Source organism: Paraburkholderia unamae (genome assembly GCF_003096875.1).
Lineage (GTDB): Bacteria > Pseudomonadota > Gammaproteobacteria > Burkholderiales > Burkholderiaceae > Paraburkholderia > Paraburkholderia unamae.
Genome location: NZ_QEOB01000012.1, coordinates 219539 through 240119, shown reverse-complemented (window position 1 = coordinate 240119; position 20581 = coordinate 219539). Strand labels below are relative to the sequence as shown.

Here is a 20581-nt window from a genome sequence, read left to right as displayed (position 1 = left end):
TTATTTCCTCGTATTGAAAAAAGAGTTCATGTCTTTGGTGAGTGCCCGCATCTTGCCGAGTGCGTCCTGGACCGTGGGGGTGACCGTCCTTTCCTCCTCGGACCTGGGAGGCGGGGGTACGATCTCCTGTGCTGGCGTGATGCGAGCGAGAGGCGTGCCGAGTCCTGCGTGTCCCTGGCGCTGTCGTTCGGTTAGTGATTCGGCCCGTGATTCCACGCGGTCGATGAGCCCAGCCAATACTTCGAACAGATAGCCGTGGCTCTTCAGGGGCAGATTGAGCCGTCCGTCATCGCGCATGACGATCATGTGTTCGAACCCCTGACGCCAGTATTCGATCGGGCACACCCACGTACGGCCGTTGCGTTCGAACTGGGCCGCGCGAATCAGCGGCGCCAGTTCGCGGATCAGCGTGGCCATACGCGAGTGGCTCATCTGACTCTTAGGCGGCGCGAACAGCCCGACGTAGCGCAACATCGGCTTCACGAACGAATCGCCGGCCGGGTGCACCTCTATGATTGCCGCGAGTGCGTCGCGCGGCGCGTCATCGGCCAGGACAACGTCCAGGCTCATCGACGCGCGGCAGTTTGGGCAGCTGAACAGCGGCATCGGCATCAGTGCACCTGTCTGCTTTGCTCAGATTCGAGCTGCTCTTCGAGGTGCGCTCTCAGCTTCGGACGGTCCGCGAGATACTCGTTAAGTCGCTCGACAACTGCGATCGCATCATTCTGGATATGCGCGCGCAGAACGCTTTCCATTGCGATTGCGATCTGCTGGCCAGCCTCGTCGGCCGACGTGAGCCTGGCGAATTGCGAAAGCAACGATTCGTTGGCGATGTGAAGCGCGCGGCGCAACTCGTCGATAGTGTCGAGATCGTCCGGATTGACGATGGTCGGTCCAGTAACGATTGTCAAATGCATTGTAATCCTAATAGAAATGAATATTTCGCGTTCCTTTTGTCACGATGGATTTGGCGTTAGTGGCCCGTCTCCTGCCAGATCACACGAACATCGCGTACGTGAAATTGGCCTTTTCGCATGCGGCTCGGGCCAGTCCCAGCCTCGTAGTAATACGTCGCATCGCCGCGTGCGATCAGTTCGGCGCAGCGGGTGCACGTCTGAATCTGGACAGTCGGAATAGCGCTGCTGGAATGCTCCGTGCCGATCACAACGTAGCCTTGCTCGGTCAGCTCCTCGATCGCGCAGGCGATCTTCAATGCGCCTTTCCACATCTCGCCGTTGAGCGGCGGAGTCTGCGGCTGTATTGCCTGAATGGTGCTGTTCATTGCTTTTCTCCTTTGACGGGGCGATTCGGACACGTACGGCACGTGCGCCAGTGGCTCAGTTCGAGCGGATTGTTGAGCGGTGCCCGTCGAGCGGCATAGGACACGCATACCGTCAGCTCGATCTGCTGCCCGGTATGCGTGCACTGCACCTGGCCGAACACGCGCAGGACGCGTGCGGCGACTCGATCGGTTTTTCCAGCGTACTTCCCTGACAGCACCAGTGATATCGTCGTATGAGATACCTCAAGGCGCTTCGCAACAGCTGATTGCGACGATGCACCTACGGCGTCGCGGAGCATCTGGAACCAGTCGGCATTAGCACGCGTCATGGTCAGGCTCCTCTTGCCAGACAATTTTTCCGATATTCGGGTCATAGAGGCTTTTCGTGCTCTGGATCATCGGCGGGCGTGGACCGGTGTATTTCGATTGCAACAGTCGATACCTCGTCGCCTTCGCGGCTACGCCTTGCTGGCGTGAATGCCCCATTTCGATCACGGTGATGTATCCGGCGACGCAAAGCAGTTGCAGGTACTTCTTGGCCGTGGCTTCCGCTACCGTGGTTTCACTCGTCGACGCACGCATTGCCAGTTCGGCGGCCGTGAAGTCGCCAATGATGCGCATGGTGCGCCACATGTTTTCATTGCCAGTCGTACGCAGGACGTTGCCCTTTTTGTCGAGGCGCGGGGCTTCGACGCCGACGTCGCGAACCAGCTTGTAGAGCTTTTCAGCGAAGCGCTTCTGCGCCTTGTTCGTGTGCTCGATGAAGCCGCCCTTCGCGAGGCCCTGGACATAGGTGTAAATGGTGTAGCGGTCGGCTTTCGTTGCGCGCTCGATGTCCGTCACTTCGAAGCCGTCGCGACGTTTTCGGATCGCTTCCCATATACGTTGTCGAGGTCCACGACCCCCTATCAATTCAAGATGAGCCGGTTTTCTAGCCACCGAAACGACCTCCAATATGGTGGGCTGCGACCGCACAGATGATCACGGCGATTACCGAGCAGAGAATAAGAATGGTGTACTCCATCAGCTCGACCCAGTCGTGCGCGAACACAAGGCACGCGGCAATCGCAACGAGGCCAAATCCGGATGCGAGCATGACGACGGTATTCAGGCGTTCGGCAGCGCTCGCGTCGACCTGCGTGGGAGGCATATAAGGTTTAACCATGTCCCATCCTCACGCGCGGCGCTTGGGCGCTTCGCCCGTATACAGTTCGCGCTTGCCCCAGGATGCGAGATCCATAACATCCGTTCCGGCGAGCATGGACTCCTCCTGAATGCGCTCAAGATTCACGCACACACGACGAACCGAGCCGTGGGCCAGTTCCACGAGACGCGCGAGCAGGTCATCAGTGATCTGAACTCGCGGGCAGTAGAAGCTCGTGAGCTGACGGGCATCAGCGAGGGTCACTGGTTGCGCAGGAACCCATGCCAGCACTCGGCCATGCATGCGCTCCCACTTCTTGAGCTTCGCGGGCAATCCTTCCTCACCGATCATGAGGATCGGTGCCTGGCTCGACTCGTAGAGATCGCGAACCAGTTCGACGGCGTTGCGGTCGACGAGGTGATCCATCTCGTCGATGATCAACGGGCGGCCACTCGCCGCGAGTTCTTCCGACACCTGATCCGCCATTTCAGGGATAGTGCGGGCTGGCTTGATGCCCATCTCGAACAGTACGGCAGTGAGGAAGTGCTTCTTTGTCCAGACCGATTTCGCCTGAACGTATCGGGCACGACGTGCGTTCGCAACGTAGTTTGCGGCCATGCTCTTGCCATAGCCTGACGGCCCGTAAAAGCAGACGAGACCCGGCAGGTTCGCGCTGCGGGAAAGAGCGCGTTCGATCGCGAGATCGCAGAGCCCGAGGTTGGTGATCTGCGCGATGCCGCCAGCAGCGGGTTTGAGGGTTGCTTCGTGTTGTGTCATTATTCGTCCTGTCAGGTATTACCGTTGACCGGCGAGCTGCCACTCGCCAGCTTCTTGTTCGCGGCGCTTACGCGCCGTGAATTCCTTGCTTTCCCCGTAGAGTTCGTGGAACTTCATGTCCTTTTCGGTGGGTGTCCCCCCTTCGTTAATGAGTTGATCGATCGCGTGCCAACGTCGGACGCGCTGCTCCTCGTCTTCTGGCATCTCAATGACAGTCGCCACAGGCATGGCGAGAACCGGCTGAAGTTCAGGTGTGACCTCCACGGCCTGAACGTCAATGACTCGGGCGTCGAGCGCTGCGCGTGACACTTCGCCGAATCCTGGAATCGTCAAGGTGTCCGGCGTCTCGATGGTCAGTGCCGGAGCACCATGCCGCTCGGCCTCGATCTCGTCGCGGTGTGCGTCGAGCCGCTTCAGACGGGCGTCGGCACGCTTCTCGCGGGCCTGTTCAACGAAAGACATCGGCATGTAGTGGCGCTGGTTAGCGCCGAATTCCGCTGTGCAGATGAACCGGCCATCGATGTCATGGACCCACACGTGCTGTGCGTCGTGAATATCGAAAGCCACCTGGACCTGCTCGCCGTGGAACTCTTCAAGCAGACCGCTGAAGTAACGGTTATTGAAGAGCGCGATCTCGCCACGCGACACCGTGCGTTCGACGCGCGGGCGGAAGACATTCTGCGTTTCAGCAGCAGTCAGCATGACCGGCTCCCAGCCGCTTGCCCGGTGACTTTCGTATGCCTCGCGTGGCGACATGTGACGGCGCTTGCCGGTGACCGGATCGTTGATCTGCGCCAGCGAGCGATGCGGCTTGTCGTTGTACTCGTCGACTCGCTGCGTGCAGAACTGGACGAAGCTTTCCCAGCCCATCAGTGGCATTACGCCGCCCTTGCGAACCGCTGCGCGCGTGATCTTGTACTGGGCAAGCCGCGCCTCGCGGTCCATCGACGCGCCGATAAAGCTCGGCAGTAGCTTCGCGCCCTGAATCCAGATCGTTTGATGCGAGCGTTCGATCACACCCTTGGCCTGCGAGTTGTACGGCAGCGAGTGGGTGACCTCGAAACCGAGCAAACCCTTCAGGCCGGTACCTTCGCGCTTGAGCAACTGGTTGTCATAGCCCGAGCCGTTGTCGACGTAAAAGATGGCCGGTGCCCCGCGATTGATGGCGGCGTGACTGATCGCCTCCAGCACCGCGAGGCTCGACTCTGCGAGGCCGACCGAAAACCCGACAGCCATGCGAGTCGCAATGTCGATGATCGTCGTGATCTCGGGGCGGAATGGCCGGCCATGCAACGGATGCTGCACTTCCGCATCGAAGGTGTGACCGTCAGCGCTCCAGACATCATTCGGTTGCAACTGATCGAACGTGCGGCGCACGAATGGGCGAATGTTCTTCAGCTCGCGCGGACCCATGCGGCCGACCTCGCGCGAGACGTTGCCGAGCTTGCCCAGGAACCTGCGCACCTGGTGGATAGTCGGGAACGACCAGCCGTTATCGCGCATACGGTAGGCTTTTTCGAACTCGCGATATGCCAGTTCGACGGACGGCTTTTGCGGCAACTGATAGAAGCCGAGGAACGGCTTTGCCCACGCGGGAATCGTGAAGTCCGGCTGGACCTTCTTCGGCGCCAGATCGCCAGCCTTTCCCATCGCAAGCCAGCGCTTGAGCGTGCGCACGCTCGGAAAGCCGTCGCCCTTGCGGCCGCGTTCGTCGCGTGCGGCCTTGAGCATCATGACCATGTGATCGTCGAGCTTTCCAGCTTTCGCTTCCGTGAGGAGCGTGATCATCGCGGCTTCGCGCGAGATATGGCACTGCGCGGTCAGCCGGTCGAGCGTGGTCAGAATGCCTTTGCGCGCGTCGGCGGTCAGACGTTGGGCGTCGGTTTCCAGCAGTTCTCGTTGGCTCGGTTTTGCAGACGGACGATCAGTGGCGGTGATTGATCCCGCACCGATCAAATGCTGTGCCGCTTGTGTCCTGATCGCCGCCATGATGTCGGCCGGTGGAAAATATTCGCGCCGTACACCTCCTCGACCATTCGTTTCCCTGTATTGCCAGCCAGATCGCTCGGCGAAGAGAATGACGTTCGCTTTGGTCGTTGGAAGGCCGGGGAGTCGCAACGTGGCGATGTCGGCTGCCGTGTAATGCGTCTTCACGGTACGGCTCACTTTGCGTTGCGGCGGATGCGATGGAGCAACTGACCGAGAACCTTCTCGTCCATCTGCCCCTCGATAGCCCGCGACTTCGCCTTGATGTGTCGATCGAGCACAGCCATAGCGCCAAGCTCTGCACACAATGCCTCATCGACAGTCAGCACGCGGCGATCGAAGTGCAACGCCATCCATTCGAGCGGTCCGACGTCATCACAGATGCTCATCAAGGCCATCCACGCGTCTACCGGAACTCGCCTGTCCGACTGGCTGGGCGCTGCCCATTGGTCAAGATGTGCCTTGGTGACGGGGCGGCCCAGTTGCTCGGTAAGCCGGTCGGCCAACCGCTCCCGTGAGAGCCCTTTTCCCGTAGCGCTGTCCATGAGAGCGGCGAGCGAAGCACGTACAGCACTATCCAACGGATTGCGCGCATTCGTATCGCAGTCTGCGGCGACCGGCGCCACCGAGAAAACCTCAAAGTTCAATGCCATCTGACCGGGCAATGCTGCGGGGGCGTGAATTCGTCTCTTGTTCATTACATTTTCCTCACATCGATACAGTTGAAGGCGTGACCGAAAACTACGCGCTGCAATTAACGTCGGAAGGTGTATCGGAGCCGCTATACTTCTGGGCATAGCGCGGGCGGATTCGACGGCCATCGGCAGTCCATCGGTCCGGCCAGAGTTCGTGGGGGGGCACCTGCAAGAACTCGGCGATTGCGACCTCACCGGAGAACACGGGGCGCACTAGGGCATTGCGTACGGTGGATGCAGGAAGGGCACACTTAAGCGCGAGCGCGTTCATCGTGATGCCACGTTTCCGGATTGCCGCTTTGATGTCCTCCTTGTGCCAACCGCGCTGTTTTTCGATGCTCATGACTGATCCCTTTCCGGCGGTAGCCGGTTTTTTTGGCGTCCGTTAGTCCCGAACGTCACGTTTAACGGGATCATAAACGTATCGATACGCTTTGGCAATACGCTTTTAATCGATACACATGGCAGAGAGGGTGGATCTGAGCGATGTCAGTGGAGAGCCCGTCGCTAAAGGCGGGGATGGGTTTTTGGGTGTTTTCGAATACTGTATCGAGGAGCAATACACATTGAGCGCGGCAACTGTATCGAAATCTGGCCTGCTCACAGCTGCCGAGATCGCCCGTCTGCAACTACCGGGGTTGCCGACCACCAAGGCCAACGTGATCGTTCGTGCCGAGAAGGAGCATTGGTACTTTGAAGAGGCAACGGGGCTTGGTGGCCGCCGAAAGCTCTTCGCAGTGCCGGAGCGCTACTGGCAGGGCGTCGCAACACCTCACGGCGCCCAAAACGAGCCGGGTGCGCCGACGCCAGTGGATCAAGAGGGGCAGTCGCACGGGAAGGACGTGGCTCTGCGTGAAGCAACGGATTACGTTCGCAAAGCGCGGGCGCAGGGGGGCATGAGCGACGCCGAATTGGTCCAAGAGATCGTCGTTGGCGTCGAGCGATGGCTTGAGCGGAACAAACTGAGCCCGTCCGCTGAAAAGAAAGCTGCGCTTATCTCTTTGTTATTTAAGTATTTTCAGACTGAGGGCGCACTTGATGAAGAGAAGCTGGATCAACTCCTCACTGCTGTTGCTTAATGCCGCACCGTGACGCCCGTCACAGACATCGGTGAAAGCAGTTCGCAATCTCGATGCTCCGAAAAATGAAAGAACGGGGTCGCGGAATGACGACGGCAGTAAAAGGTCAGCTTGCCGTGCTGATCGAAGAAATTTTGCAGCAAAATCAACGAGAGCCGCTTGATTGGGGCTCTACGCAGCAACAAATGCTTTGCGAGGTAGTGCAGGCGGAGCGAGACCCAGCTAATGACCCCATCTATAGGTCACCCGGCCGATTGAGGCCTGCGTTCGCAAGCGCCGCCGTTTTTTTTGCACTCTGTGCCAAATTTTGCGCGAAATTTGGGCGGGAATTGCCGACTTCAGTTAGTTTGACCGATGTGGATAAGCGGCTGCGCGCGGCGCTAGCCGCTTGTTTTTTCGCGTTTTTTTCGCTTTTTCCGTCTAACACTCACTGTGCCAATCTGAGCACCACCCCATAGGAGGTCTTCCGCGTCGTCGCCCTGCCGCGTATGGATGCGCGGCAAAAACCACTGAGCGTAGCTTGCGGCCGACAATCCTCCGCGCGCCAGTACGTGTCGAACGAAACCGATGTAGTCGGACGCCGTGGTCAGCAGGGACCACGAGGCATGGGCCGTTTGCACGCGACGCTTGGGCACCGGCTCGCCCTCCCATTCGTGCCCCTGCGCGTGATTGCCCGCGAAGCGTTCCTGCCACGCCAGGCTCGAGTGGCGCATGCCCAACGGCTCAAACACGCGCTCTTGCGCCAAACATTCCAGCGAACAGGCGCTGACGGTCTCCATCGCACGCTGAAGCCACGCAAACGCGCTGCTGCCGTAGCTGAACCGTTCGCCAGGCGCGAAGTACGTGCGAAGTGGCGCCTCGTCGCGCACGATATTCGGCAGGCCGCTCGTATGGGTCAGCACATGCGAAGCCGTTATCCTGCGTGAATCCGAATCGCCGGGCACATACTCGCCGCAGATGTCGAACAGCGGTTGTTGCGGGTCCAGCCGCTTTTCTTCGAAAAGTTGCAGGGCGATGAAGGCAACAAGGGGTTTTGTGAGCGAGGCCGCCTCAAAGACGGTCGCGGCGTCCACCGCAGTATGGTCGTGGGCCCCGCGAATGCCGCAGTGATATTGCGCGCCCGGCAATCCTGCGCGAAGAACCGCGAGCGACACACCGGGAATTTTTCCGCTCGCAGTGGTTTGCGCAAGGAATCGTTCGAGATCAGTCATGGGTTCACCCCCGGCAGCATTTTGGCGGATTGTACCGACCGTGGCATGGGCGAGACAAACATCCGGCGCGCGAGGCCGTCGATTGTCACCGGTCTGCAATGTGGGCTGGCTACGCTAGCGGCTTCTCCCCGCGCGCCCGCCTTTCGCACGCGCCCACAACAAAAGCGCCCATGCAAGTCACCTGCGTCGCCGTTCTCGTCAATGTCGTGTTGATGGCGATGCAATTCGTCACTGGCTGGATTTCCGGCTCGGATGCCTTGCTGGCCGATGGCGCGCATACCCTGGTCGATGCGCTCGGCGACGGGGTCGTTGCGGGCGCAATCTATTTCGACCAGGCCATGCGAGCCGGGCGTCCGCACAAGCTGACGCCGGTCGCCATCGTGCTTGCCAACCTGCTCATCGCGGCAACCGGCGCCGAACTCCTGAGCGCGGGCATGCTCCCGAATGCAGTCCAGGGCGCCGGCGCGCGCCCTGCCGCCGCTTTGGCCGCATTTGCCGTTTCCGTCGCGAGTGTCGCCGCCAAGGCGGGGCTGTTCCTTTATTTACGAGCGGCGGCGGCGCGTGTGAAACCTCACGACGGCGACAGTCTCGCGAGCGCGCTCAATGCCGGCGCCTGGCATGCGTGCGCGGATTCGGTTTCTTCCGTTGTCGCCGCGATTGGCGCAACCGGCATGCTGCTGGGGCTGCCGGCCCTCGACCGAAGCGCAACGGCGCTCATCGGCGCGCTGATACTCATGGCGGGCCTGCAACGCAATGCTTCGGCACTGCGTTCGCTGTTCAGGCGTCTCGCCCGCATGGGCAGGACGAGGCGCGCCCAGGCGCACGCGGGCCAGCCTGAGCCTACGTCGTCGCAAGCCTGAACGTCAGGTCCGGCGAACGCTGGGCGATCGACGTCAACACCGCCACCCGGGATGCCCGTTGCGGTCATCTGGCATGGCCCGATCGATTCAACTGCATTCACGCTCGATGTGCGCACTCACCCTGTACTCCTCGGGCGTGCAGTTTCGCTCACGGCGAAAAGCCCGCTGAAGCGCATCGACTGAGCGGAACCCACTTTGCACAGCGATCTTTTCCTGCGGCCATCCGGTTTGCTGGGGCAACGCTGCGCCACGCTCCACGCGCCCCCCGGCGACATCGCATATCGGTATCCCTTGCGCGCCGACACCTCATCGGCCAACGCTATCGTCCCTGTTGCGAGTCTGAAGAGGTCCATAGCGCCTCCAGGGCTTCTCATCCGGGAGAAGACTGCGGGCACTCCGTGTTGAACCAATAGTCGACCAGGCGCTGCGCCGCCTGTAGATCGTCCGGATAGTATGGGTCGTCGTTCCAGGGTGATGGGTCGTAGCCCGCTTTGCGCAGCGCCGCAAGCTCGCTTTGGTGTTGCGCCATCGTCACAGGCGCATTGCTTCTCAGCGCGGCCAGGTCACGACACTCCGTCGGACTCAGATAGGGGCCGCCTTGTGGCATGCCTGGGGCGGCGCAGCCCGCCAGCAGGAGCGCCAACGCAGCAAGCGTCGAGCGGTTCGTCGGGCGTTTTTCCATCGTGCATCTCCAGGCGTCGGACAGGCGCAACGCAAGCGGTGCGATACCCGTGGTCGCGCGATCTCCAGCATGCACGCATTCGCGCCTGAGCGCGCAGACGGTGAGCCGTCTCGCCTGATTGAATGGTCACTGCCGTCGCCCTCGTGAAAATCCGCGACGTCACGCCGCTCGATGCGAAAAGCGATCCCCGAGTTCGCGCAGCCAAGCGAGAAAAGTATGGATTGCCGGGTCCTTGACCCGCGCATTGCGGACATAGCTACAGTAGCGCCAGGCGGGCAAGGCCGGGCCGTCGAACGGAAACACGAGACGGCCCTCTTCGACATCGAGCGCGACAAGCGCGGTGGGCCCCATGGCAATACCCAGGCCGTCAATGGCGGCCTGCAAGGTCAAATAGAAGTGGTCCAGTTGCTGCGAATGGCGAGCCGCAAGCCCGGGGTTGCCGCTCGCCGCCAGCCATTGCGCCCAAAGGCCGGGATAGGTCGCCGTGTGCAGCAGGGTGTGCTGCGCCAGGTCCGACACGTGGCGTATCGGGTGAGACTCCAATACCTTGGGTGAGCACACCGGCAAGCGGACTTCCGATAAAAACTCGCTGACCGCATATCCCGCGGACTTCTGCTCGCTGCCGCGAATCGCCACGTCGCATTCGTCGCCGAGCTTTTCGATCGGCTCATCGGACGTCGTCAACCGCACCTCCACCGCCGGATGGGTGAGCTGGAAGCCGGAAAGCTGCGGCAACAGCCAGCGCAACGCGAAAGTCGTTGGCGCGTTGACCCTCACGATCTGTTGCCGCGTGCTCCGAAGCTGCTCGTTGGTCGCGAGCGCAATGCGGTCCAGCGCCGCCGAGATCTCCGCCAGGTACGTGCGTCCCGACGCCGTCAGCAGGACCCTTCGGCCGCGGCGCTCGAACAGGTCGTGTCCGAGCCAGTCTTCCAGTTGCCGCACCTGCCGGCTGACGGCCCCGTGCGTGACGCAAAGCGCCTCGGCCGCCGCCGAAAAACTCTCCGCCCGCGCGGCGGCTTCGAATACGCGCAGCGCGTTCAACGGCGGCAGGCGACGGGACATAACGAGATTTCCTATGTGACTTTTCCTGACAAGCCACGTGAGTATACATCGCTTTTCGGAGGCGCTTTCGAACCTTATATTGAGCCACGTCGCAGCAGCTCCGGTTCTGGATCTGTTTGATTAACTCACCAGGAGAATGGTCGGATGTCGAATGTCGTCGTGGTCGGTGCACAATGGGGCGATGAGGGAAAGGGCCGGATCGTCGACTGGCTTGCGGAAAAGGCGGACATCGTCGTCCGGTACAACGGCGGGCACAATGCCGGGCACACGCTGGTGGTGGACGGGCAGACCTACAAACTGGCGCTGCTTCCCAGTGGCGTGGTGCGCGGCAAGCCTGGCCTGATCGGCAACGGCGTCGCGCTCGACCCCGAAGCGCTGCTTGCGGAGATCGGGCGCATGGCGGCGATGGGCATTCGCGTGACGCCGGAGGTGCTGCAAATCGCCGAGACGGCCACGCTCGTCCTGCCGGTCCATCGCGCGATCGACGCGGCCCAGGAACGGATGCGCGCGAAGCCCATCGGCACCACCCTGCGCGGCATCGGCCCGGCGTACGAGGACAAGGTTGGGCGGCGCGGCTTGCGCGTGTGCGACCTCGCCGAGCCGGCACTGCTGGCCCAGAAACTCGAGGCCCTGCTCGCGCACCATGCGGCCTGGTTTCGCGGATTGGGACTGGAGCCGTTTCCGCTTGAGCCGATGCTGAGCGACCTGATTGCCATGGCGCCAAAGATCCTGCCCTTCGTGGGCCGCGTCTGGGAGCAACTCGACCACGCCCATTCGTCGGGCAAGCGCGTGGTATTTGAAGGCTCGCAAGCGGTCATGCTGGACGTCGATTGGGGTAGCTATCCCTACGTGACCTCGTCGAGCACCATCGCCGCCGGCGCGGCCAGCGGCACGGGCATTGCCCCGTCGCGCGTGGGGCGTGTGCTTGGCGTCAGCAAGGTCTACGCGACGCGTGTTGGCGAAGGCCCTTTCACGTCGGAGGTGACCGGCGCACCCGGCGACGTGCTCAGGCAGCGTGGCGGCGAGTACGGGGTCAACACCGGCCGCCCGCGTCGCTGCGGCTGGCTGGACACCGTGCAACTGCGCCAGAGCAGCAAGGTCGCGGGCATCGATCTGCTTGCGCTGACCAAGCTCGACGTGCTCGACGGCTTCGAGTCGGTCTATCTGTGTGTGGGCTACCTGCTCGATGGCGTGCGCATCGACTACATGCCGGCCACGAGCGCCGAACAGCAGCGACTTGAGCCGGTCCTCCAGCGCTTCGACGGCTGGGACGGCTCGACACGAGGCACGCGCGCGTATGGCGATCTGCCGAAGCAGGCCGTGGCGCTGATCGAAGCGATTCAGCGCGAGGTCGGCGTTCCCGTCGCGATGGTCACCACCGGCCCTGAACGCGACGATGCGATTGTCCTGCAATCGCCATTCGCATAAGCGTGCGGCCTGAAAGCCTGACCGGATATGCCGGCAAGCAGGACGGCGGGAACGGGACGCCATGAGCGGCCGTTGTCGGGCAAGGCGAAAACCGGCAGCCATTCGAGCGGCCGCTTATCGCCGTCTATACTGGGCGCTGGAAGGGTCTGCGCGGGGATTGTGCCTCTGCGCAGCAAATAACGGCGCAAGCCGTCGTGCTCAATCGACAGTCAGGCTTCGCTATAGGCGCGGGAGTTTCCATGGAAATCAAATGCATCGCTGGGTTCGCCGTAATTACAAAGCAGCCGGATGCCAGTGCATCCCTGTATCAGGAGAAACTTGGCTTGCCGCTGGAGCGGTTTGACGCATCGCCCGATTATCGTTTCATGGACAAGTTTCCCGGAGCCAATCACTTTGGCGTGTGGCCTCTGAATATGGCCGCTCAGTCATGCTTCGGGCAGGATGCGTGGCCGACTGCTATTCCCGAGCCAACCGCAACGATTGAGTTCGAACTCGCGGATGCCAAGGCAGTCGAGTCGGCCGTTCAGGAAATGAAGGTCAAGGGTCAAGTTTTTATTCATGAAGCAAGGACAGAACCTTGGGGGCAAACAGTCGCGAGATTCATCAGCCCCGAAGGCGTGCTGGTCGGGTTGAGCTTCGCGCCATGGCTGCATGAGCCAAAGGCCTGACAATGCATCTCCGGACGCCCTCCGAAGCACAAGAAACGGGTCGCTTGAGATCACATGAGGGCGCAGCCCGCGGCAACATCGGTGACCTGCTTGCGCTGAGCCTGGACGTTGAGCGGCAGCGCGCCGCCTTGCCGAAAGGCCGCTAAGGGTCGATTGCGAACGACCGCGCCGGACAGCGTGCGGCGATAATGTGCCCCGGCCAACACGAGACAGGCAATGACAACGACATTCGACGAGGCAACCACAGCGGCGATCGCCGCGTTTGCCCAACTGGACTTCTACACGGCCGTGCAGGCGATGCGCGCCGAGGCCGACTACGACCGCGAACGTGACGAGTGGATCACGCGCTACATCGACGAGCACGGCGGCGGCGCGGACGACGCGGCATACGACGCCTTGCACGCGCAGGCCCAGACAACCCCGGAATACGCGCAGTTCGTCGATGCCATTCGCAGGGAGATCCAGGAATACTTCGGCGTGACCGACAATCAACTGGACTGCATGGTCCTGCTGCGCAATGACGACAGCGATGAGCTTTGGGCGGAGGTCAACCGGCAGCGGACTGCGCTGGGAACCGGTGAAGTGCGCGGAGATCTCTGAACACCGGCAACGATGTTCGCGAGCGTCAAGAGGAACGCGCGCGGGTAGTCCGCACGGGTGTCCCGATAAGCGATCGGCGAACGGAGCCGGTCTTATCCTCGTCGCACCTCATCGCCTCAAGCTGGATCGCCAAGTCCTGGTACATGCCGCGAGGATGCGCAAGCGGCCACCGGAACCACGACTTCATTCAACCGGCCACGCGCGGTTTGATCCGGCGAAGGAACGGCACGGAGTCGATCCATCAGATCGGTGGTGAGCTTGCGAGCCGACGATACATCGCCTCGCAATCGTTCGGCGGCAACCATGCCCCAAGGAACGACAAGGACGAATACCGCGCATCCCAAGCCAGTCAGCATCGCTGCAATCGTACGGTTTTCCGGCGTACCGTCATGCGGCAGCATATGGCGAAGCCATGCGAAGGCCGGCTCGATCCCGACATCGAAAATCATCGCCAACACCAAGGTCAAAGCGACGTGCAACGCCAGCCGCATTTGCTGGAAAGCCGTGCCACGGTCATTTGCCTTGTGAATGAGCACGACCATCCGGCTAGCGATAGCAAGTGTCGCGAGCGTTAGGGCGAAAAAACAGGTCGAATCCAACATTGCGATTCCGTCGTCCCAGACTTTCCGCTTGATCGCGCCTGTTCAATCTGGCCAGCGCGAGTAGGCATGCCGCAGCCACGGAATGAGATGAGCCCAGGGCGAATCATCCTTGACTCGCCTTCACGTCAAGTGTTGCAAGTGCCATGCCAGTGCGTTTCGCCTGTCTCGGGCGTGGGTATCGCCGCACGGTAGCGCAACGGGGCACGGTTCTGGTGCGCAACAGCACTCATGGAGCATGATCATGCCCGCGTGCGAGGCAAATGGCCGTGCCGCCGCTCCGCCGGCCTGCTGACCGCAGTCACGCGCCGGGAACCGGCGTTCGAGGGATGTACGCGGCGAGGACGGTTAGTTGCGCGATGAGATAGAAACCGCGCCATCGATTGCCGGCGCGAACACGCCCTTCCGCACGGACCGGCTCGCCCATCAACGCTGCGCTTCGGCCGCACACCTTGCGGCCTTCGCCGGCCTCGCGCCCGCCGTTCGCTCCGCCCTCCTACGTCAAGTCGACAAGCGCCTGCTTGCGCGATTTCACTTCCTTCAGGACAAACGCGGAATAGACCTCCTTCACGTTCGGCAAGGCGCCAATCTGATGGCGGGCGAATTCGCCGAATTCGTCGAGCGTGCGCGCGACCACAGTGAGCTGGTGGTCATAGCGGCCCGAGATACAGCTACACGCGATGATCTGCGGACTCGTAATCACGGCATCTTCGAATGCCTTGACGTGCTTCTCGTCCTTCTTGTCGAGCGAAACGTAGACATACGCTGTCACGTGAAAACCCAGCTTCTTCATGTCCACGTCGGCGTGATACCCGCAGATGATCCCCTCCTGTTCAAGACGTTTGACCCGCCTCCAGCACGGCGACGTCGTCAGATCCACGCGTTCGGCCAACTCGGCGCTCGACAGCCGCGCGTTGAGTTGCAGCGCTTTCAGAATCTGAAGGTCGACGCGATCGACCTCATGTTCTGCATCGTTCATTTCAAATTCAGCCTGTTGACGAAACGTTCATTTTAAACAAAAGCCTCGCGGCGGCAATTTCCGCCAAACAATTTCTACCCATGACGGATATAGTTTGCTTGCAAAATGACCATCGCGCGACGCGCGGCGTCGACCCGCGCAGTGAACGTCCGGCACGTCGATCGTGCCGATGGTCGGGCTTACTCAGGAGAGCAATGCATGGATCTTGGCTTGAAAAATCGGCACGCCGTCGTCTGCGGCGCGAGTAAAGGACTCGGCTATGCCTGCGCCGAAGCGCTCGCGCGCGAGGGTGCGCGAGTCACGCTGATTGCGCGCAACGAGACGGAACTGATCGCCGCCGGCAAGCAACTGCGTGAAAGCAGCGGCGCGCAGGTGGAGGTGATTGCCGCCGATGTTTCGACCGAAGCCGGTCGTGCGTCGATCGTCGAACAAACGAAACATGTAGATATCCTGATCAATAACGCAGGCGGTCCGCCGCCGGGCCAGTATGCCGACTGGTCGCGCGAGGACTGGATCGCGGCGCTCGAAGCCAACATGCTGAGCGGCATTTTTCTGATCAAGGCGTTTTTGCCGGCCATGCTGGAACAGCGTCATGGCCGCATCGTCAACATCACCTCCGTCACGGTCAAGCAGCCGCAAGCCCTGCTCGGACTTTCCACGGCGGCGCGCCTGGGTCTGACCGGCTATGTGGCGACCGTGGCGCGCGAGGTGATCGCACGCGGCGTCACGATCAACAATCTCCTGCCGGGGTATTTCCTGACCGACCGACTCCGCTCGATGTTCGAGAGCTGGGACAGTCAAGCCGGAGAAAACGTGCCCGTATCCGAGCAAAAGCGCCTGGCCATTCCCGCACAGCGTTTTGGCACGCCGTCGGAATTCGGCGACGTGTGTGCGTTTCTTTGCAGCAGGAGCGCGGGCTACATGACCGCCCAGAACATCCTGCTCGACGGCGGCCTGTACCCCGGCACGTTCTAGCCTCGGGCCCGAATCGCATTCAACCTGATCGACGATCTCGACATCCCTATGAACTCGACGAAACAGCAACTCGCACAAGCGCTCTTCGAGCAACATGCCGCGCGCACGCCTTTCAGCACGCTTCGGCGGGCAGGCGAGGTTCTCGACGCCGCGGCAGCCTATGACGTGCAGGACGAACTGGTGGCGTTATTGCGCAAGGCGCGCAATGCCGACATCGTCGGCTACAAGATCGGGCTCACGTCCACCGCCATGCAAACCATGTGCGGCATCGACAAACCGGTCTTCGGCCGCGTCCTGAGCGACCAGGTTCACGCAGGCGGTCTTCGCATCGATCTGAATCGATACGTCCATCTGGGTCTGGAATTCGAAATCGCCGTCAAGCTCGGCAGCGATATCGTGCCCGACGGCAAGCCCTTGTCGACGGCGGATATCGCGGCCTGCACCGAGGCGATCTGCCCCGCACTCGAACTGGTGGACGACCGCCACGCGCAATACAGCACGCTCGATGCCGGCTCGCTGATCGCAGACAACGCGTGGAATGCGGGCGTGGTGCTGGCCGACTGGCAACCGCTTCCAGATGAATTTACCGTTCGGCAAGCGCGCGTGTTTTCGCAGCACCCGCCAGCGGAAACCGGCGAAGTCGATTATCGGCACGTGCTTGCGTCCGTCGCCTGGCTGGCGCAAGAGCTTGCGTCCAGAGGGTTGCATCTCCGTGCGGGCGAGATCGTCATGACGGGAAGCGTGGTGCGCACCCGCTTTCCTGTCGAAGGTGAAGTCTGGCACTACGAAGTGGACGGTCTGGGAACAAACGGCGTGAACTGCGCATAAGCCGGGACGTGAGGCACCGGCAGCTTCTCATCTATCAAGATTAAATCAGGAGACACAGTGAAACTGAATCCATTGGCTGCCATGACGGCCCTGTGCTTTGCGGCGGCGAGCGCGTCGGGTTATGCCCAGGTCAACGTCAAGATCGGCGTGGTGGGCCCGTTGACCGGGTCGGGCGCCAGTTACGGCAAGGACATGGAAAACGGCGTGCGGATTGCCATCGAAGAAGCCAACGCGCAAAAAATCACGCTGGGCGGCAAGGTCGTCCAGTTCACGCCCGAATACATGGACGACCAGGGCGACCCCCGCACCGGCGTGCAGGTCGCGCAACGGCTGGTCGACGAGGGCGTGAGCGCCGTGATCGGACATGTGAATTCCGGCACGACCATCCCGGCATCGAAAATCTATGCCAGCGCGGGCATTCCGATGATTACGCCTGCGGCTTCGAATTCGATCATCACGAAGCAAGGTTTCAATACGGTGTTTAGCGTCGTGCCGACCGACGCGCAAACCGCCGGGAGTGCCGGCACCTACGCCGTCAACTCCCTCAAGGCCCGGCGGATCGCGATCATGGACGACCAGACCGCCTTTGGCCAGGGCGCTGCCCAGGAGTTTCGCAAGGCCGTGCTCGCCGCCCACGGGACCATCGTCGACCAGCAGTACACGAGCGATAAAGCCATGGACTTCAGCGCGCAGCTCACGCATATCAAAAGCGTGAATGCGGATCTCCTGTTCTTCTCCGGGCTCGGTCCACAGATCGCAGGCATCGCGAAGAAGATGAAACTGCTCGGCATGACGACCCGGTTGATGGGTGGCGGCGGCACGGTATCCGAGGATTTCATCAAGATCGCCGGTGCCAGCGCCGAGGGCGTCGAAGGCCTGGACTACGGGCTGCCCGTCTCGCGGATGCCGCGCGGACCGGAGTTCGAAAGCAGGTACAAGAAGACTTTCAACGCCGATATGCAGGTCTATGCGCCTTTGGGATACGACGCCACCTGGGTGGTGATCAAGGCCATGCAGGAAGCCAACTCGTCGAAACCGGCCGATTATCTGCCGAAACTGCGCACGGCCAGATACCAGGGGGTGTCAGGGCCGATCGAGTTCGACAGCACCGGCGCCTTGAAGGCCGCGGCAACAACCATCTATCAGGTTCGCGGCGGCAAATGGGAAATACGGGAGACGGTCGTGTCCCGATGAAAGCTGCCGGGAGATTGCCGGCCTGAACGGGGGCGTGAAAACGGGAGCGTGAAGCGCGATGAGGCAGCGTTCGTGCTAGCCTCATCGCGCGAACCTCATTGCCGCCCCGTTCAGCGAACCGCTCCGTCCATGACGCATATCCTTCATTCCACCGCGTTGCGCTACTTCGTCGAAGTGGCGAACACCGGGTCGATTGCCGAAGCTTCGGTACGGCTGCACGTCGCGTCGTCAGCGATCAGTCGTCAGATTGCCAAACTCGAATACGAGGTGCACGCCCAACTGTTCGACCGGCAGTCGCGTGGAATGATATTGAGCAGCGCAGGCGAGGCGCTCCTTGGCTACGCACGCAGAAGCTTGCTCGAAGCCGAGCAGATCGTGCACGATATCGACAGTGCGCAGAATTCGCTTGCCAGTGTCGTGAAACTCGCCTGCTCCGAAGGCTTTGCCACCGACTTCCTGCCCTCACTGATTCATGTGTTCAGGCAGACCAATCCCCGCGTGCACTTCGAACTGTCGGTCACTCGCCCCGACGACGCCACCCGGCTGGTGCGTATTGGCGACGCGGATCTCGCGCTCACTTTCAGCCTCACGGTTCAGACCGGCGTGAACATCATCCACGCGTGCCGGGCGCCCGTGTTTGCGCTCATGCGCCGCGATCATCCACTGGCCAGGCGTCGGCGGCTGACACTTTCGGAAATCGCGGAACACCCGCTCCTGTTGTCGGAGCCCGGCACCACCATTCGCACGCTGATCGATGTGGCCGCGGGCGCGGAGGGCATCGCGCTCACGCCCGTATTCGTGACCAACAATAGCCAGGCGCTCTACCGGTACGCCCAGTTGTCCGGCGCTATCACCTTCTCCGGCGCGCTGACGGTTCGAGGCAAGCAGCAAAGCGATGCGCTCGTCGCGGTACCGCTGGCGGGAAAAGTGCAGCAGCGCCGCGTCGAGGTCCAGACGATGATGGGTCGCGCACTGCCCGCCGCAGTTCGCGAGTTCGCCGACTTTCTGGTGGCCGAACTCAAGCACGTGCCCGGCATGGTGCGCGAGACGCGCGCATCGCGACAGGCACGCGAATAGCAGGTATCCCCGCAGGCAACCGGCTGGCCTCAAGCGAAGCTTCAGCCATGAGCAGCAGGCACCCTCGCCGTGCCGATCTCACCAAGATCCCAGAATAGCCCGGCCATCATTCGCAACGCCTCGCGGGCGACGGTACCGAGCATATGTTCGTTCGGTGCGTGCTGTGCACAGCCCGGATAGGAATGCGGAACCCAGATGGTCGGCAAACCGAGCACATCGGCGAACGCATCGTTTGGAATGGTGCCGCCCAGATTGGGCAGAATGGCGACTTTCTTTCCCGTTGTTTGCGTGATCGAGCGCACGGCCCAGGACACCCACGGATGATCGGGTGCGAGACGCGTGGCAGGCGCCACCAGCGTCACGCGGACGTCTACATCGTGAAACCCGTGCAGGTCGAGATGCTTGCGAAGATGCGCTTCGAGTCCCGCTATATCCGTTCCCACAACGAAGCGTAACTGGCAAAACACACGCGACGTAGCCGGAATCGCCCCGACAGGAAGCGCCGGATTGCCCGCCACCATCGCCAGCACCTCGAACGTATTGCTGCCGAACACACGTTCGGCCGGCGTGAGACCGGGTTCTCCCCATTCGGTATCGATGACAGGGTCGCCCGGGTCCCCTCCGACTTCGAGATCGGCGATGGCCGCCGCCACCGCCGCATCGATCGCCGGCGCGCGCAGGCCCTCGACCTGCACGCGCCCTTTTTCGTCGACGATACTCGCCAGCGCATGGGCGAGGCGAATCGCCGGGTTGCTCAACAGACCGCCCCAGTTGCCCGAGTGATAGGCCTTGTCGCGCGCTGTCACCGACAGTTCGAAGTTCGCCGCGCCCCGTGAACCGAGAAAGATCGTCGGCCGTGCCGCGCCGATACGCGGACCGTCGGACGCAATCAGCACGTCGGCGCGCAGTTCATCCTTCAACGCCGCACACAGATCGTTGAGTCCGGGAGAACCGACTTCCTCACCCATTTCCATCAGAACCGTCACGTTAAAACCGAGCCGTTTCCCCGCTTGCGCACGCGCTTCGATCGCCGCGCCCAGTGCGCCGAGATTGACGGTATGCTGCCCCTTGTTGTCCGCAGTGCCGCGCCCGTACCAACGGTCGTCCTCAATGGCGATCTGCCAGGGGCCCGCCCCGTGCGTCCACTGCTCTTCCTGACCGCGCACCACATCGCCGTGCCCATAGACCAGAACCGTGGGCAGTGCCGGATCCTCAATGCGCCGCGCGACCAGGAACGGGGCCCCGTTTGAAACGGGATTGTCGTGCAGCTTGCTGACAAAACCGAGCTTGCCCAGCGCGGGCTCTATTTCCTCGCTCAGATAGGCTCGCAGCGCCGGTGCGCTTTCGGCATGCTGGCTTTGCGTGCGCCAGCCGACACGGCGCCCGAGGTCGTCGAGAAAACGTCCGTTGTCGAAATAGCGTTCGGCACACTCGATTGCGGTCTTTCGGGTCATG

Annotated in this window: 25 protein-coding genes; 9 read left to right on the top strand and 16 right to left on the bottom strand. The window is 61.7% G+C overall.

The window, feature by feature from the left end; all coding sequences use genetic code 11:
• From C7402_RS25080 to C7402_RS25035, 10 genes are all read right to left on the bottom strand, one after another.
• Complete coding sequence (locus C7402_RS25080) at positions 1-612, bottom strand: hypothetical protein (protein ID WP_116612561.1); 612 nt, start codon at positions 610-612, stop codon at positions 1-3.
• A complete protein-coding gene (locus C7402_RS25075; RefSeq protein WP_133254548.1) occupies positions 612-911 on the bottom strand; it encodes a hypothetical protein in 300 nt (99 codons plus the stop codon). Before C7402_RS25075 ends, C7402_RS25080 begins: the two co-directional genes overlap by 1 nt.
• A gap of 62 nt (positions 912-973) precedes the next feature.
• Positions 974-1282, bottom strand: coding sequence for a hypothetical protein (locus C7402_RS25070; RefSeq protein WP_116612559.1), 309 nt, complete (start codon positions 1280-1282; stop codon positions 974-976).
• Positions 1279-1611: a helix-turn-helix domain-containing protein gene (locus C7402_RS25065; RefSeq protein WP_208948997.1), complete on the bottom strand. Its 333-nt coding sequence runs from the start codon at positions 1609-1611 to the stop codon at positions 1279-1281. Before C7402_RS25065 ends, C7402_RS25070 begins: the two co-directional genes overlap by 4 nt.
• Positions 1598-2221: a hypothetical protein gene (locus C7402_RS25060; protein ID WP_116612558.1), complete on the bottom strand. Its 624-nt coding sequence runs from the start codon at positions 2219-2221 to the stop codon at positions 1598-1600. The genes C7402_RS25065 and C7402_RS25060 overlap by 14 nt, the downstream gene beginning before the upstream one ends.
• Positions 2214-2447 carry a hypothetical protein gene (locus C7402_RS25055; RefSeq protein WP_116612557.1) on the bottom strand — a complete coding sequence of 78 codons (234 nt, stop codon included), beginning with the start codon at positions 2445-2447 and terminating at the stop codon, positions 2214-2216. The genes C7402_RS25060 and C7402_RS25055 overlap by 8 nt, the downstream gene beginning before the upstream one ends.
• A gap of 9 nt (positions 2448-2456) precedes the next feature.
• A complete protein-coding gene (locus tag C7402_RS25050) occupies positions 2457-3203 on the bottom strand; it encodes an AAA family ATPase (protein WP_116612556.1) in 747 nt (248 codons plus the stop codon).
• An 18-nt stretch (positions 3204-3221) separates the two neighbouring features.
• Positions 3222-5357 (bottom strand): Mu transposase C-terminal domain-containing protein, encoded by a 2136-nt coding sequence (locus C7402_RS25045; RefSeq protein WP_208948996.1) that lies wholly within the window; start codon positions 5355-5357, stop codon positions 3222-3224.
• Between the two features lie 8 nt (positions 5358-5365).
• Positions 5366-5887, bottom strand: a complete 522-nt coding sequence (locus C7402_RS25040; RefSeq protein ID WP_116612555.1) for a hypothetical protein — start codon at positions 5885-5887, stop codon at positions 5366-5368.
• Between the two features lie 43 nt (positions 5888-5930).
• Positions 5931-6227, bottom strand: a complete 297-nt coding sequence (locus tag C7402_RS25035; RefSeq protein WP_116612554.1) for a helix-turn-helix domain-containing protein — start codon at positions 6225-6227, stop codon at positions 5931-5933.
• A 130-nt stretch (positions 6228-6357) separates the two neighbouring features.
• Between C7402_RS25035 and C7402_RS25030 the strand changes: the two genes are divergently transcribed.
• A complete protein-coding gene (locus C7402_RS25030) occupies positions 6358-6963 on the top strand; it encodes a MerR family transcriptional regulator (RefSeq protein ID WP_133254547.1) in 606 nt (201 codons plus the stop codon).
• A 380-nt stretch (positions 6964-7343) separates the two neighbouring features.
• On the opposite strand, the gene C7402_RS25025 is transcribed toward C7402_RS25030, so the two are convergent.
• Positions 7344-8174, bottom strand: a complete 831-nt coding sequence (locus C7402_RS25025; protein ID WP_116612552.1) for a serine hydrolase domain-containing protein — start codon at positions 8172-8174, stop codon at positions 7344-7346.
• Between the two features lie 170 nt (positions 8175-8344).
• Between C7402_RS25025 and C7402_RS25020 the strand changes: the two genes are divergently transcribed.
• A complete protein-coding gene (locus C7402_RS25020; RefSeq protein WP_165841987.1) occupies positions 8345-9034 on the top strand; it encodes a cation efflux transmembrane domain-containing protein in 690 nt (229 codons plus the stop codon).
• Between the two features lie 370 nt (positions 9035-9404).
• On the opposite strand, the gene C7402_RS25015 is transcribed toward C7402_RS25020, so the two are convergent.
• A complete protein-coding gene (locus C7402_RS25015) occupies positions 9405-9716 on the bottom strand; it encodes a DUF4148 domain-containing protein (RefSeq protein WP_112176876.1) in 312 nt (103 codons plus the stop codon).
• A gap of 159 nt (positions 9717-9875) precedes the next feature.
• Positions 9876-10778 carry a transcriptional regulator GcvA gene (gene gcvA / locus C7402_RS25010; RefSeq protein WP_116612550.1) on the bottom strand — a complete coding sequence of 301 codons (903 nt, stop codon included), beginning with the start codon at positions 10776-10778 and terminating at the stop codon, positions 9876-9878.
• Between the two features lie 144 nt (positions 10779-10922).
• Here gcvA and C7402_RS25005 point away from each other — a divergent pair, with 144 nt between their 5' ends.
• The 3 genes from C7402_RS25005 to C7402_RS24995 all read left to right on the top strand — a co-directional run bounded on the left by C7402_RS25005 (position 10923) and on the right by C7402_RS24995 (position 13474).
• Positions 10923-12206, top strand: a complete 1284-nt coding sequence (locus C7402_RS25005) for an adenylosuccinate synthase (protein ID WP_116612549.1) — start codon at positions 10923-10925, stop codon at positions 12204-12206.
• 239 nt (positions 12207-12445) lie between these two features.
• Entirely contained in the window at positions 12446-12874 is a 429-nt protein-coding gene (locus C7402_RS25000) for a VOC family protein (protein ID WP_116612548.1), read from the top strand.
• A gap of 216 nt (positions 12875-13090) precedes the next feature.
• The gene (locus C7402_RS24995) at positions 13091-13474 is read left to right on the top strand and encodes an ATP-dependent protease (RefSeq protein ID WP_112176880.1); all 384 of its coding nucleotides are present in this window, start codon (positions 13091-13093) and stop codon (positions 13472-13474) included.
• A gap of 116 nt (positions 13475-13590) precedes the next feature.
• Here C7402_RS24995 and C7402_RS24990 read toward each other — a convergent pair whose 3' ends face one another.
• Positions 13591-14076, bottom strand: a complete 486-nt coding sequence (locus C7402_RS24990) for a hypothetical protein (RefSeq protein ID WP_116612547.1) — start codon at positions 14074-14076, stop codon at positions 13591-13593.
• A gap of 493 nt (positions 14077-14569) precedes the next feature.
• Complete coding sequence (locus C7402_RS24985) at positions 14570-15052, bottom strand: Lrp/AsnC family transcriptional regulator (RefSeq protein ID WP_112176882.1); 483 nt, start codon at positions 15050-15052, stop codon at positions 14570-14572.
• 198 nt (positions 15053-15250) lie between these two features.
• Here C7402_RS24985 and C7402_RS24980 point away from each other — a divergent pair, with 198 nt between their 5' ends.
• The 4 genes from C7402_RS24980 (at position 15251) to C7402_RS24965 (ending at position 19126) form a co-directional block, all read left to right on the top strand.
• Positions 15251-16027: an SDR family oxidoreductase gene (locus C7402_RS24980; RefSeq protein WP_112176883.1), complete on the top strand. Its 777-nt coding sequence runs from the start codon at positions 15251-15253 to the stop codon at positions 16025-16027.
• A gap of 48 nt (positions 16028-16075) precedes the next feature.
• Positions 16076-16855 carry a 2-keto-4-pentenoate hydratase gene (locus tag C7402_RS24975; protein ID WP_116612546.1) on the top strand — a complete coding sequence of 260 codons (780 nt, stop codon included), beginning with the start codon at positions 16076-16078 and terminating at the stop codon, positions 16853-16855.
• Positions 16856-16912: 57 nt separating this feature from the next.
• Positions 16913-18049, top strand: a complete 1137-nt coding sequence (locus C7402_RS24970) for a branched-chain amino acid ABC transporter substrate-binding protein (protein ID WP_308012611.1) — start codon at positions 16913-16915, stop codon at positions 18047-18049.
• 129 nt (positions 18050-18178) lie between these two features.
• A complete protein-coding gene (locus tag C7402_RS24965; RefSeq protein WP_112176886.1) occupies positions 18179-19126 on the top strand; it encodes a LysR family transcriptional regulator in 948 nt (315 codons plus the stop codon).
• Positions 19127-19167: 41 nt separating this feature from the next.
• Here C7402_RS24965 and C7402_RS24960 read toward each other — a convergent pair whose 3' ends face one another.
• Positions 19168-20580: a M20 family metallopeptidase gene (locus C7402_RS24960; protein WP_116612544.1), complete on the bottom strand. Its 1413-nt coding sequence runs from the start codon at positions 20578-20580 to the stop codon at positions 19168-19170.
• Position 20581 lies beyond the last annotated feature (1 nt).